11 protein-coding genes are annotated in these 13,819 nt (G+C 55.0%); 5 read left to right on the top strand and 6 right to left on the bottom strand.

The window, feature by feature from the left end:
- Window positions 1-86: 86 nt before the first annotated feature.
- Entirely contained in the window at window positions 87-713 is a 627-nt protein-coding gene (gene gmk, locus GFS31_RS10575) for a guanylate kinase (RefSeq protein ID WP_198804800.1), read from the top strand.
- A gap of 54 nt (window positions 714-767) precedes the next feature.
- Here gmk and GFS31_RS10570 read toward each other — a convergent pair whose 3' ends face one another.
- The 4 genes from GFS31_RS10570 to GFS31_RS10555 form a co-directional block, all read right to left on the bottom strand.
- Window positions 768-1,988, bottom strand: a complete 1,221-nt coding sequence (locus GFS31_RS10570; RefSeq protein ID WP_198804799.1) for a glycosyltransferase — start codon at window positions 1,986-1,988, stop codon at window positions 768-770.
- A gap of 122 nt (window positions 1,989-2,110) precedes the next feature.
- Window positions 2,111-2,668: an alpha/beta hydrolase gene (locus tag GFS31_RS10565; RefSeq protein ID WP_198804798.1), complete on the bottom strand. Its 558-nt coding sequence runs from the start codon at window positions 2,666-2,668 to the stop codon at window positions 2,111-2,113.
- Between the two features lie 186 nt (window positions 2,669-2,854).
- Entirely contained in the window at window positions 2,855-4,339 is a 1,485-nt protein-coding gene (locus GFS31_RS10560; protein ID WP_198804797.1) for a glutamate synthase subunit beta, read from the bottom strand.
- 23 nt (window positions 4,340-4,362) lie between these two features.
- Complete coding sequence (locus GFS31_RS10555) at window positions 4,363-4,587, bottom strand: hypothetical protein (RefSeq protein WP_198804796.1); 225 nt, start codon at window positions 4,585-4,587, stop codon at window positions 4,363-4,365.
- Between the two features lie 879 nt (window positions 4,588-5,466).
- On the opposite strand from GFS31_RS10555, the gene GFS31_RS10550 reads away from it, so the two are divergent.
- Window positions 5,467-9,048 carry a bifunctional diguanylate cyclase/phosphodiesterase gene (locus GFS31_RS10550; RefSeq protein ID WP_198804795.1) on the top strand — a complete coding sequence of 1,194 codons (3,582 nt, stop codon included), beginning with the start codon at window positions 5,467-5,469 and terminating at the stop codon, window positions 9,046-9,048.
- On the opposite strand, the gene GFS31_RS10545 is transcribed toward GFS31_RS10550, so the two are convergent.
- Together GFS31_RS10545 and glgA are read right to left on the bottom strand one after the other, a co-directional pair.
- Window positions 8,951-9,403 carry an acyl-CoA thioesterase gene (locus GFS31_RS10545; RefSeq protein WP_198804794.1) on the bottom strand — a complete coding sequence of 151 codons (453 nt, stop codon included), beginning with the start codon at window positions 9,401-9,403 and terminating at the stop codon, window positions 8,951-8,953. The two genes, GFS31_RS10550 and GFS31_RS10545, sit on opposite strands and share 98 nt — an antisense overlap.
- A gap of 130 nt (window positions 9,404-9,533) precedes the next feature.
- A complete protein-coding gene (gene glgA, locus GFS31_RS10540; protein ID WP_198804793.1) occupies window positions 9,534-11,009 on the bottom strand; it encodes a glycogen synthase GlgA in 1,476 nt (491 codons plus the stop codon).
- Window positions 11,010-11,194: 185 nt separating this feature from the next.
- On the opposite strand from glgA, the gene GFS31_RS10535 reads away from it, so the two are divergent.
- The 3 genes from GFS31_RS10535 to GFS31_RS10525 all read left to right on the top strand — a co-directional run bounded on the left by GFS31_RS10535 (window position 11,195) and on the right by GFS31_RS10525 (window position 13,753).
- A complete protein-coding gene (locus GFS31_RS10535; protein WP_198804792.1) occupies window positions 11,195-11,401 on the top strand; it encodes a hypothetical protein in 207 nt (68 codons plus the stop codon).
- Between the two features lie 269 nt (window positions 11,402-11,670).
- Window positions 11,671-12,951: a DNA cytosine methyltransferase gene (locus tag GFS31_RS10530; protein ID WP_198804791.1), complete on the top strand. Its 1,281-nt coding sequence runs from the start codon at window positions 11,671-11,673 to the stop codon at window positions 12,949-12,951.
- Window position 12,952: 1 nt separating this feature from the next.
- Entirely contained in the window at window positions 12,953-13,753 is an 801-nt protein-coding gene (locus GFS31_RS10525; protein ID WP_198804790.1) for an endonuclease, read from the top strand.
- Window positions 13,754-13,819 lie beyond the last annotated feature (66 nt).

The raw sequence follows: 13,819 nt of genomic DNA, 5'->3' as shown, positions 1-13,819 counted from the left end.
GAAGGTTTTCTGGTTCTGTCCCCCCGCCAGATCCCCAGCCCCCACCGATCACCTCTGCTGCCACGTTCTACCCCACCCTCATTGCCATGGCCGTTAGCACCCCACCCTCTCCCAATCTGCATCAGCCCACCCTCGACCATGTTCCCAGCATCGCCAGTTCTCGTACCGGACGACTGATTGTGTTTACTGGGCCGAGTGGCGTGGGTAAGGGCACCCTGCTCAAGGCTTTGCGGGAGCGCTATCCCAGCCTGGGCCTTTCCATTTCGGCCACCACCCGATCCCCCCGCCCCGGTGAGGTAGACGGCAAGGACTACTACTTCGTTAGCCGCGAGCAGTTTCAAGCGATGGTGGACAACGGCGACCTGCTGGAGTGGGCCGAGTTTGCCGGAAACTTCTACGGCACCCCCAAGGCCGCTGTGCAGCGCCACCTAGAGGAAGGCGAGTGGCTGATCCTAGAAATTGAACTGGAGGGCGCTCGTCAGGTGCGGCACACCTTTCCTCAGGCGCTTCAGTTGTTTGTGCTGCCCCCTTCATTGGATGAGCTAGAGCAGCGCATTCGACTGCGGGGCAAAGACTCGGAAGACGCCATTGTGCGCCGCATGGCCCGCGCCCAGGTGGAAATTGACGCCGCCCCCGAATTTGATGTGCAGATCATCAACGACGACCTCGAAACGGCCCTGCAACAGCTTGAAACCGCCATCTTTGACCAGTAACTCCCCGTCGGAACAACGGGCTGGAGGCGGGGAAAGGGTTGGACGACCAGGGACTTATTTCACCTGGGTGACGCGCCAACTGAGCTTGAGGTTGAGCCAGAAGTTCCAAATCGTGACTAGGCCGATGGCGATCAGGTTGGCCAGATAGGCCCAGCGCTGGCCAAAGATCAGGTTGTAGACCAGATTCAGCACCAGCACATTCAGCACCAGCCCGCCGAGGCAAATCAGGTTGAACTTGAGGAACCGCTTGAACCGGGCTGGCCAACCCCGCTGCCGCAGGCTGACATCGGCAAAGGTCCAGGCATCATTCCACACAAAATTATTGAAGATGGCGATTTCCGCCGCCACAATTTTGCTGCGGGTGAGGGGTAGTCCTAGGGTGGTGTGGAGCAGGTAGAGGATGGCCATATCCACCACCACGCCGCTGAGCCCCACTAGGCCAAAGCGCAGAAACCGCTGCCAGGGAAAGCGCCGATGCAGGTGAGACAAACGGCCCCCAGCCCGCAGCCGCAACAGGTGGTGAATGTAGTCGAAGTATTGCCGCCCGGTGACTTTGCTGCTGCCCTCCTGGCGTTCTTGGAAGACGTAGCCCACCTCGGTGATCGTGTCGATGGTGCCCCGACCAAGAACTTCCAGCAAAATCTTGTAGCCCTTGGGGTTGAGCCGTGGCCCTGCAATGGCTGCACGCTGCACCATAAAGAAGCCGCTCATTGGGTCGCTCACTCGGCCCACCACTCTGGGCAAAATCAGTAGCCCTAGGGTTTGCGCCCCCCGCGATAGAATCCGTCGTGCCAAGCTCCATTCGCTAACGCCGCCCCCCTCCACATGGCGGCTGGCCACGGCCAAGTCGGCCCCGGATTGGATCGCTTCCAGCAACCCTTGCAGCACCTCCGGCGGATGTTGCAGATCGGCATCAATGACGCCCAAGATTCTTCCTTGGGCCACCTGCCAGCCACGAATTACCGCCGAAGATAGCCCCCGCTCTCCCTGCCGACGCATCACCCGCAGTTGGGGCAGATGTTCGCCAAGGGCCAACCCCTGCCGCCAGGTGAGATCGGGGCTGTCGTCATCCACCAAAATTAGCTCGTAATCGTTGGGCAACAGCGGATCGAGGACAGCCACCAGCGCATTGAGCAACGTCCCTAGGTTTTGACCCTCGTTGTAGGTGGGGATAATGAGAGACAGGGTCGGCGCGGCCCCCTCCTCCGAAGGCAGATCCGGCACCTGAAGCAGGCCAGTAGGACAGGGCACAAGCCGTTGAAGCTGGGAAACCATAGGGCACCGAATCGAAAACACCACATCCGCCCTAGGGCTGGCCCAGGCCGACCATGCACCCTAAATTCAGGCAGCACTGGATTGTTGAACAGGCCATCATCCTACCGCAGCCCTTCCAGGGTTCAAAGCCCGCCCCGGAGAATAATATCGAGGATGTTTGTGCCCAAAATGCGGGAAATCGGCTCCAAAAAAGTAGTCATGCGCTCATAGGTGGCCTGAAGGCGATCCACCTCCAGCACCACGGTTTCGGTGGGGTAGGCTTGGAGGACTTCCAAAAGCGTTACTTCACCATCGTCATCAGCGGCGGCAACCAAGGCCGACCGTAGCGCCTGCCGACTGGCCTCCCCGCTCACCGGACGAATGGCCTGACTGACCTGATCGAGCATCCACTCTCCGGGCAGGCTATTCAACGCCTTATCCAGCATCACCACATCGGTCATCAGGGGTTGGCTCAGCACGGTTTGCAGGGTTTCAGGTCGCTGGCCCACCTGTCGCAGCATCCCCGCCAAGCTAGCTGGAGCTTCGCCCGTTTCGGCTAAGGTGGCCAGGTCGGCCACGGCCACGGTGCGGCTAAACCCTCGGTATTGCAGCACCACGGTTTCTGCCGCTAGGGCCGCTGGGGCGAAACCCAGCAGCCCCGATCCCACGAGAGCCATGGACAGTAGAGAGAGTTGTTTCATGGTGGCTTCCCCAAACTCGTGGCTGACGGTGACAGGCTTTGATCATCAACCATAATGGACGCATCGAGGCCCAGAAAGTTTCAACTCGGCCTCAACGCATCCATGCAGCAGTGAACTAGGCGCGGCTGGGGGCATTGCTGCGAATGCCACACCCCCTGCAAACCGAGCCTCAGACTCGCGCCAGTCCTAGGGCAGCTCAGTACGGCCCATCAGGTAGCGGTCACATTCCCGTGCTGCGCCCCGCCCTTCATTGATGGCCCACACCACCAGGCTTTGGCCTCGGCGGCAATCTCCGGCGGCGAAGACTCCGGGGATCGAGGTCGTGTACTGCTCGTGCTGGGCTTTGACGTTACTGCGGGCGTCTTTTTCAAGACCTAGGGCGTCGATAAGGGGCTGTTCTGGGCCAAGGAATCCCATTGCCAACAGCACCAATTGGGCGGGGACGACCTTCTCGGTGTCGGGGATGGGCTGGGGCACAAAGCGCCCGTTTTCATCCTTGCCCCACTGAATTTGGACGGTGTGAACGGCTTTGACATGGCCGTTTTCGTCGCCCTCGAACTTCGTCGCCGTGGTCAGGTAGGTGCGGGGATCGGCCCCAAACTGGGCGGCGGCTTCCTCTTGGCCGTAGTCCATCTTGTAGACCTTGGGCCATTCCGGCCAGGGGTTGTTGGCGGCGCGGGTTTCCGGCGGCTGGGGCATAATTTCCACCTGGGTGACGCTATTGCAGCCATGGCGAATGGAGGTGCCCACGCAGTCCGTCCCGGTGTCGCCGCCGCCGATGATCACCACATCCTTACCCGCCGCCGGAATGAATCCTGGAGTCGGCTGGCCATCCAGGACGGTACGGGTGTTTTCGGTCAAAAACTCCATGGCAAAGTGGATGCCCTGCAACTCGCGGCCTTCAATGGGCAGGTCTCGCGGCTGGGTGGAACCCGTGCAGAGCAGCACCGCATCAAAGTCCTGCATCAGGGTTTCGGCGGCGATGTCTTTGCCCACTTCGGTATTGCAAACGAAGGTGACGCCCTCCGCTTCGAGGACATCCAGCCGCCGCTGCACCACCTCTTTCTTGTCCAGCTTCATGTTGGGGATGCCGTACATCAGCAGCCCACCGGGACGGTCTGCCCGCTCGTACACTGTCACCCAATGGCCCGCCGAATTAAGCTGCGCCGCCGCCGCCAACCCCGCAGGGCCAGAGCCAATCACCGCCACCTTTTTGCCCGTGCGCTGCTTTGGCGGGGTGGGGGTAATCCAGCCCGATTCCCAACCCTTTTCGGCGATGGAATACTCAATGTTCTTAATCGTCACCGGGGGGCTGGTGATGCCCAACACGCAGGAACCCTCGCAAGGGGCCGGACAGACGCGCCCGGTAAATTCCGGGAAATTGTTGGTTTTGTGCAGCCGCTCTAGGGCTTCTTCCCACAGGCCGCGATAGACCAAATCGTTCCATTCGGGAATCAAATTGTTAATCGGGCAACCGCTGGCCATGCCGCTGATGGTGATGCCCGTATGGCAAAAGGGCGTGCCACAATCCATACACCGTGCGCCCTGGGTACGCAAATTGTCCTCCGGCATGGCCAGGTGAAATTCGTCCCAATTACGAATCCGATCAGCGGGGGCCACCTCTTGCGCCACTTCCCGCAGATATTCCATAAAGCCCGTCGGTTTTCCCATGGTGTTTGTCCTGAAGGTGCTAATTAAAGGTCATGCACAGGGTGCATAACGCCAAAGCGCGGCTGCCGCCAAAGCGAAGCCATGCGCCATGATGAAACTAATCCGATGCATATCACGAAAATATCCATACGAGAAAAGCCAATATAGCCAATACCTATAAAGTTTGAAAAAACAACCCACTCTTCTTTGCTGATCAACTTGCTCAGCACACCTTTGGCATAATGTTCTAACACCAAATCGGTCTTCACTAGGCTAATGGATCGAGAAAAACTCTGCAATGCAAATAGCAACAACCTACTATAAAGCCCAGATTTTAGAGCCTCCCCAAAACCCTAGAATCTCTTTAGGTCATGTTAACGAGTTGTTACCTTTTGCAGCCTGACCGTGGCGACAATGTATCCGCTGTTACCGTTTATGAGCATCCCCCCTGACGGAGTGGTTCTGGCGAAGTCTCCTAGAGAAGGCTCTACAGTTGCGGTGAGGCTGTAAGTCTTGAAAGCCTATGGTAAGTAGAATGGCTAAATTAACATTAATGTTGGCTCTGGGTTTCGACTACGCTCAACCCTCTGGCTACTTGGCGGGTGGGCATTGAGCGAAGTCGAAATGCATCTTACAAATAATTGTGATCATGGACTTAAAAGCTGTCTGAAGATTAGCTACTGATAATATCTGATTAGCAAGCAACCCTAGTTGGAAAGTAGGTGGCTCGCAGCCTGAATCTCAACAGTCAAATTATTTTGGTTGAAAAATATGACTATTCGCGTCAACGAAGCAACGGGGAATTTGTTTTTCTCTCCATCAACAGGAGAGCACTAGCAGAGAGCGACGCTGGACAAATCAGAGCTTTATCCCTTTGTTTAAGTTCCTGTTCACAACGCCTCAAACAGCGCAGGCACCAGCCCCTCGTAAACCTATGGTGGATGATCCCTTCAGTCTTTGCCCTGATTCTTTCGATGATAGTAACGCTGGTAGTAGATGCAGTGACCTTTTAGGGCAAGCGGTGGATCTCTGCCTAGACTGGGGAAGCATCGCCTATAGGGTTGATTAACTTTCTACGACCAATGTCAAACTTCACCCAGGGATAGGGGCATATTGAGGAAAGGTTGTTCTCTTTGTCCGTATGTGCCATGGTTCCTGCATCTTCTCCGTCCGCTGCAATGCCGCACCCACCCTGGCAGCGGTGGATTCCCCGGTTGATGGGCGGGTTTGCCCTAAGTCTGGGCTTGGTGATGATGGCCGCATGGCATTTGCAGATACCGGGGCTGCTTCAGGTGCCGCCCGGTTCGCCCCCCATGCGCTACAACACGGCCCTGGCCTTGGCCTTGGCGGGGTTGGCGCTGCTGCTGTTGCTGCATCGGCGGGGGCAACGGTGGGCTTGGGTGCCCGCTGGCGGGGTGTTCGCCATTGGTGTCCTCACCCTGATTCAGTACCTCTTTAAGGTGAATCTGGGGATTGACCAATGGCTGATGACTGACTACATCACCCCCGCCCTGTACGGGGCTGATGGGCTGCACTCAGGGCGCATCATCGAACCCGTGGAGCAGTTTTTTGTGTTGGTGGATCGGCCCATTCCCGGTCGTCCGTCGCCCAACCTCGCCTTCAGCTTTACCCTGGCGGGGATAGCCCTGTTGCTGGCGGGGGTGCCCCGACGTTGGCAGCGGTGGCCCTGGAAAACCCCTGCTACCCCAGATCTGCCACCGGATCGCGCCCTAGGTTTAGCGGGTTTCCTATCCTTTGGGGTGCTGGCTATGGGGATAATCGGGCTGCTGGGCTACTTGGCTCAGATTGGCGACGACCACACCTGGCGCTACCTCACCGGGATTTCCATTCCCACGGCGGCGGGGCTGTTGGGGCTGGGGCTGGGGTTGCTGGCCCATGCCCTAGCGCGGCACCGGGAGTTGGAAACACCCTGCTGGTGTGCGGGGGGCGCAGGTTTTGGGATGTTGATGGCCAGCGTGTTTTTGTGGAATGCCCTTAGAAGTTGGGGGCATCAGGTCGGTGCTCAAATCCCGGCCCTGGCCAATGAGGTGGATGCGGCCATTGAACCAGTGGCTAACCTCATGCTGATTCAGGGGATGTTGCTGGCCATCGTCATCACGGGCTTGGTGTGGGTGGATCGGCGGTTGAGGTCACGCAGTCGAGTGATTCAACGGTTAAATGCTCAGCAGGCGGCTACGACTTCGGCCCTGGAGTCCATCTTAGAATCCACCGCCGACGGCATTTTGGTGCTGGATTCAACCATGCATCTGACCCACTGGAACCAGCGCTTCCTCAAGATGTGGGGTATTCCTGCGGCCTTGGCAGAGGAGGTGCGTAGCGGTAGTGGAATCCCCAATTTCTATCCCGTTGTGCTCGATCAACTCCAGGATCCCGACCAATTCCTGCGGGCCACCCAGGCAATGATGGCCAACCTGGAGCAAAAAACGATGGATGTGGTGCAGCTCAAAGATGGGCAAATTTTTGAGCGCCACGCCCGCCCCCAGTGGCAGGATGGCCAAGCGGTGGCTAAGGTGCTGAGCTATCGAGATGTGACGGAACAACGTCGGGCCGAGGCGGTGCTGAGGGAAAGCGAGGAGCGCTATCGATCCCTGGTCACAGCCCTGGCGGAGGGGATTGTGTTGCAGGGTGCCGATGGCGTGGTGCAGGCCAGCAATGAACGGGCCGAAGAAATTCTGGGTCTGAACATGGGCCAATTGCAGGGGCTCACCTCGATTGATCCCCGTTGGCGTAGCATCCACGAAGATGGATCGCCCATGCCGGGGGAAGACCACCCCGCCATGGTGGCCCTGCGAACCGGACAGCCCTGCCGCAATGTGGTGATGGGGGTGCATAAGCCCAGCGGTGAACTCACCTGGATTTCCATTAATTCCCAGCCCATGTTCCGCCCTGGGGAGGATAAGCCCTACGCCGTAGTTACCTCTTTTGCCGATATCACCGACCGCAAGCACATCGAAGAAATGCTGTTCTACGAAAAGGAACTGGCCCAGGTGACGCTGCATTCCATTGGCGATGCGGTGATTACGACGGATGTGGAGGGGCGGGTGCAGTATATCAACCCCGTGGCGGAGGAACTGACGGGCTGGAGCCAAGGGGAAGCACAGGGCCAACCCCTCGGTGAGATTTTTCAGTTGCTTTTGGACGAAACCCGTGAACCTGTTGAAAATCCGGTGTTCCAAGCCCTGCGGGAAAACCAGATCGTTGGCTTAAATGGCGATACCTTTTTGGTGTCTCGCAGGGGTCGCGAAATTGCCATTGATGACTCCGCTGGGCCAATTCGCAATCGCCAGGGGCAAACCGTGGGGGCGGTGATGGTGTTCCACGATGTCACTCATGCCCGCCAGCTCACCCGCCAGATATTTTGGCAGGCCATGCACGATCCCCTCACCGGGCTGGTCAACCGTCGCGCCTTCGAGCACCGCCTAGAGCAGGCCATCCAAAGCACTCAGGTGGAATCTGGCACCCATGTGCTCTGCTATCTCGACCTTGACCGCTTCAAGATTGTCAACGACACCTGTGGCCACAAAGTAGGAGACGAACTGCTGCGCCAAATCACTGCCCTGATGCAAGCCCACATTCGCAAAACCGACACCCTAGCCCGCCTAGGAGGAGATGAATTTGGCGTCTTACTCCAGCAGTGCGACCTTGACCAAGGGCTGCGGGTGGCGGATGCCCTGCGGGAAACGGTGCAGGATTTTCGCTTCACCTGGGATAACCATGTCTTCACCATTGGGGCCAGCATTGGGGTAGTGCCGATTACGCCCCAGGTGGAGGATTTAGAATCCCTGCTGATGTATGCCGATGCCGCCTGCTATGCCGCCAAAAATACAGGCCGTAACCGCGTCCATCTCTTCCAGCCCGACGACCAAACCCTGGCCCAGCAGCAAGGGGAAATTCGCTGGGCCACCCGCATCACCCAAGCCCTTGAGAACGATCAATTTTGCCTATTTGCCCAGCCCATCCGGCCCACCCAGCCCAGCTACCCCGCCATGGATCATGCCGAAATCTTGATCCGCCTGCTCGACAACGACGGCACCATCATTCCACCCATGGCCTTCATCCCCGCCGCCGAGCGCTACGACCTGATTGGCAAAATTGACCGCTGGGTGGTGAACACCCTGTTTCAACACTGGCACCAGGTACAGCCCGCCGCTGGACAGCCCCCCATTCAATACGCCATCAACCTATCGGGCCACAGCCTCACCGACGACCGCATGGTGGATTTTCTCAAGCAGCAGTTTGAGGAATACGGGGTGCCGCCCCACCTGGTCTGTTTTGAAATTACCGAAACCGCCGCCATTGCCAACCTGATCCAAGCCAGCCAGTTTATCCAGCAGCTTAGATCCTTGGGCTGTCACTTCGCGCTAGATGATTTCGGCAGCGGCATGTCCTCCTTCACCTACCTAAAACACTTGCCCGTCAACTACCTCAAAATTGATGGCAGTTTTGTCAAAGATATGGTGAGCGACGCCATCGATAGCGCCATGGTGGAAGCCATTAGCCGCATTAGTCAGGCCATGGGGCTGCAAACCGTGGCGGAATATGTGGAAAATGACGCCATCCTCCAGCGCATCACCGCCCTAGGGGTCAACTTTGCCCAGGGCTACGGCATCGCTAAACCTGCCCCGCTCCTTGGCCCTTGCCTTCCCCCGGTGACGAGAGGGCCGCTTGCAGGTGATCGGGCAGCCGACGCAGCACCCGCCGACTGGTGAGATCCACCGTGGCAAGGGTAACGGTGCCATCCAAACAGAGTTCCTGGGTCGCAGAATTCAGCACTTCGTATTGCCACACGAGGCGCACGCCCCTAAAAGGAGCCGTTCGTGCCTGAATGAGGGCTTCATCCCCCAGCCGCAGGGATTGGCGATAGCGCAGGGCCATATCCACCACGGGCAGATCTACCCCGGCGTTGACCCAATCGGCAAAGGTGAGGTTGTGCCGTTGTAGGTAGGCCACCCGTGCCTCCTCTAGCCATGCAATATAGGTGCCGTGCCAAACAATGCCAGCATAGTCGGTGTGGTGGGGGTGAACAACAACACGGTACTCAAACCAGGGAGCAGAATCAGCCATGGGCGTGGGGAAAGTACAACCGAGAAGTTCGACGGAGAAGCCTCAGTAGATCTCAAACTTACTTTACTGCTCTGGGGGTAGAGTTAAGGGGATAGGGCTGCTAAGCTTACCCCGATTTGGGTTGCATCGGCTATTTGTGGCGAATGTAGTCGTACAGGGCCACATAGTCCTCTCCCGGATTATTCCAGGAGAAGTCGTACTGCATCCCCTGCTGGGCAATTTGCTGGAAGAGTTTGGGTTCTTTTTCCCAAATATCAAAGGCGCGATCCATGGCGGATTCTAGGGCGACGGTATCGCTTTGGAAGAAGACAAAGCCGTTGCGCTCTTCGGGTTCGTGGTAGCCGTCGTAGTCCCAATCGAACACGGTGTTGACCAGGCCACCGACGCCGCGCACGATGGGCACCGTGCCGTACCTCAGGCCGATCATTTGGGTGAGGCCGCAGGGTTCAAAGTTGCTGGGCACCACAATCAGGTCGGATCCGGCGTAGATCAGGTGGGCGAGTTCTTCGTTGAAGCCGATTTCGAGATGCACGTCGGGGTTGTCATTGAGGTGCAGCTTTTCGTGCCAGAACCAGTCGTTGATGCCCTTTTCAGTGGCGGAACCCAGCAGCACAAACTGTCCACCCCGGCTAAGGGTGTAGTAAATCGCGTGGTGGACGAGGTGAACCCCCTTTTGGTCATCCAATCGGCCAATGAAGGCGACGACGGGCTTATCGCCGTGGCCCAGCATCAGCCGTTCCCGCAGCACTTTTTTGTTCAGGGCTTTGTCTTCAAAGGTGGTGATGCCGTAGTGATGGGGGATGTAGCGATCCACCTCCGGGTTCCACACGTCGTAGTCGATGCCGTTGAGGATGCCGGAAAACTTGTTGTGGTGGGTGTGGAGGGTGTGGCCGAGGCCAAAGCCCTGGTCGGTGTGCTGGGCTTCCCAGGCGTGGTAGGGGGAGACCGTGTTGACGTGGTTGGCGTAGGTGATGCCCCCCTGCATGAAGTTGATGGCGAAGGGGTTGAAGTTGTCGCGCAGTTGGCCAAACTGGTAGTAGTATTCCGGTCGGTTTAACCCCGTGGCTTCCAGGATATCCACCCCAGCAATGCCCTGGTGCTTGAAGTTGTGGATGGTGTAGAGCACCCGCTGGAACTCCATGCCGTTGTATTTATAGATTTCAAACAGCATGACCGGAATCAGCCCGGTTTGCCAGTCGTGGCAGTGAATTACATCCGGGCGCTTGTTGCTGCGGAGCAAGAACTCCATCGCCGCCTTACTAAAGAAGGCAAACCGCATCGGGTCGTCGTCGCAGCCGTAGTAGCAGCCCCGGTTGAAGAACATTTCCCAGGACTTCGGCTCGATGAAAAAGCACAGCCGTCCATGCACCCAGCCGCAATACACATCGCAGAGAATATCGGTGCCGTACCAGGGCACAATTAAATCCCGGTAGGCTTCGTGCAGACCCCAAATGTGGTCGTAGCGCATGCAGTCGTACTTCGGCAGAATGATTTCGACGCAGTGGCCCCGCGTTTCCAACTCGCGGCTGAGGCCATAGACCACATCGCCCAGGCCCCCAGCTTTGATGACCGGAGCGCATTCCGAAGCAATCTGCACGATGTACATGGAGAACTCTCCGTTTATAAAAGTTCATTTTTTGATGCCCCTATTCAATCAGGATGTTGGGGCGTAGGCAAGGGGATAGGGCGTAGACCCAGTGCTTCAACGGTTGCCCCTGTAACGAGGCATCAGCATCAGTGAGCTTTGTCAGCCTAGCGCTTTACCCCCAAAGCGGCCCCCAATGGCCCACCATGAAACGGGTTTCTGGCCTTCCTGCCCGCCCCGCCCTCTTCTCCAACACCGACCGCATCGCCATCCTCCCCGCCGCCACCGTGCCCCGCCCAGGCTGCACCGGAGAATGCCCCCGCCTGGTGAAACCCAACAAGGACGAAACCCTGGTTCGCGTTACCCACGTGGTGCCCCTTGCCAGTCCTGAAACTGCTCCTGAAGAAGAGTAGTGATGGTGGCGCAAGCAATGGCTAGATAGGGTTCCAAACGTGCGATGATGATCAATTGCTTAAGCTGCGAGTCTTACCTTGCCGAGTTGATCGATAATGTCTAGACTGAGGCGATGACAAGTCTGATTTCTAAGCCTATGCCTATTTATACCTTTAACGATTGATGAGCAAGGACAGATCACCTTAGATCAGCCTCTCATCATTAACAAAAGTCACGTTTAGTTCCAGCCCGCAAACCTATCTACACGGACAAAAGAAGCATTCAGACGATGAAAAGACCCGTAGCTATAGACCTTTTCTCCGGGTGTGGCGGAATGTCTCTCGGCTTAGAAGCAGCGGGATTTGATATTGCTGCGGCTGTGGAGTTTGATGCCATTCATGCCCTAGTCCATCATTTCAACTTTCCTTATAGCGCGACGATTTGCAAAGACATTTCTCAGCTTACTTCACAAGAACTGCTCAACGCCATAAAACACAATGAATTTTCCTGTGAGATAGACCTGGTAGCAGGCGGGCCGCCCTGTCAGGGTTTTTCTTCCATCGGCAAGCGACAACTTGGCGATCCTAGAAATGCATTGGTATTCGAGTATGTTCGGGTGATCAAGGAAATAAAGCCAAAATATTTTATATTTGAAAATGTTCCTGGCATGGCATCAGGGAAACATAGACGATTCTTGGATGAATTGATTTCTGAGCTTGAAAGCATTGGATATTGTATTGATAAACCCATATCTGTTCTGGATGCCTCTCTGTATGGAGCGCCGCAAACAAGGAAAAGACTAATCCTTTTAGGCTCGCGACTAGATGTTAATAAGGCCAGGCATCCTTTACCCACTCATGCAGATATTGATTCAGCAGGGCTATTATTCAATATGGGCTTATCACCGCTATCAACCTGCGGAGAAGCTATTCATGATTTAGCAAAACATAGTGCCTTTACCGAAGGTGATAATGGCATAGATACATCGAAATTAGACTATTCAGGATTAAGGCATAATTTTTCGATCCAGCCAAACGGTGAATATTCACTGTGTCATAGAAGATTAGTCTCAAACAAGGTTTATGGCCACATTGGCTCTAAACATACCCAAACATCGATTGAGAAATTTAGAGCAACTAATCCAGGTAGCGTAGAAAGAACAAGTAGATTCTTTAAACTGGCAATTAATGGCCAATGTAATACCTTAAGGGCTGGAACAGCTAGCGACAAAGGCGCATACACTGCACCCAGACCAATACACTACTCCGAACCTCGGTGTATTACTGTAAGAGAAGCCGCACGATTACATACCTTTCCTGACTGGTTTCGTTTCCATAACACGATTTGGCACGGATTTAGGGAAATTGGAAATTCAGTCATTCCATTCCTATCTAAATCTTTAGGGAGGCAAGTTATCAAGGCTATGGATTTAGATGAGATAAACTTTGAAGTCTATACATTAAATCAGCAGGATGAAGAGTTATTGCACTTCAATATGGGTCAATCATCAAAATATTGGAATATTCCAGATGATGTAATTCCCAAGAGAAAACGGTTGGCGAGAGTGTAACATGAGTAAGTACGACCATATTATCGAAAGAGTTTTTATCAAGAACTATGTTGATGGCAACATCAAGGTTCCCTTTGATCGTGATGAATTGGCACAGGCGTGTGATGATCTGGGGATTTCACGGATTAAAAACCTTGGCGATATTCCATACTCATACAGATTTCGCAGGGAATTGCCTGAGTCAATCAAAATGACATGTGAGTCTGGCTATGAATGGATAATAGTAGGAACAGGAATTAGTACCTATGAGTTTAGGTTAGCGTCACCTGGTAAAATAGCACCCACCACTAACCGACAGAAAATAAAAATTCCAGACGCCACACCTGAGACTGTTAGGAGGTATGCTCCGGGGACGGATGAACAAGCACTCCTTACAAAAGTTCGCTACAACCGACTTATTGATATTTTTACTGGACTAACTTGTTACTCTATTCAGAACCACCTTAGAACAACTATCAAAAATATTGGCCAAATTGAAATTGATGAAGTGTATCTCGGTATCAACAAAAGAGGCTCACACTTTGTCATACCTTGTCAGGCCAAATCTCCAGGAGACAGATTTGGTATAGTGCAAGTCATGCAAGACATAGAGTTTTGCAAGCATCGCTATCCGAATGCAATTTGTAAACCTGTTGCATTACAATTTCTATCTGAAAATGAGGTAGCCATTTTAGAGCTAGAAGTTGAAGAAAGTGATAATATTTTTCATCTTTCAGTCGTTGATGAGCGACATTATAGATTAGTTGGTAAAGACGGCATAACTGACGAGGAAATTAGGTTGATGTCTCAATCTGAAGAATAGCTTAGACAAGCATAATGATACCTAGAAATCCATGCGGCTTTATCTGGTTTCCTTCCATCTATTCAT

It is taken from the genome of Leptolyngbya sp. BL0902 (assembly GCF_016403105.1).
Lineage (GTDB): Bacteria > Cyanobacteriota > Cyanobacteriia > Phormidesmidales > Phormidesmidaceae > Nodosilinea.
The sequence above is the reverse complement of the archived record's forward strand: the minus strand, read 5'-3'. Positions and strand labels throughout refer to the sequence as shown.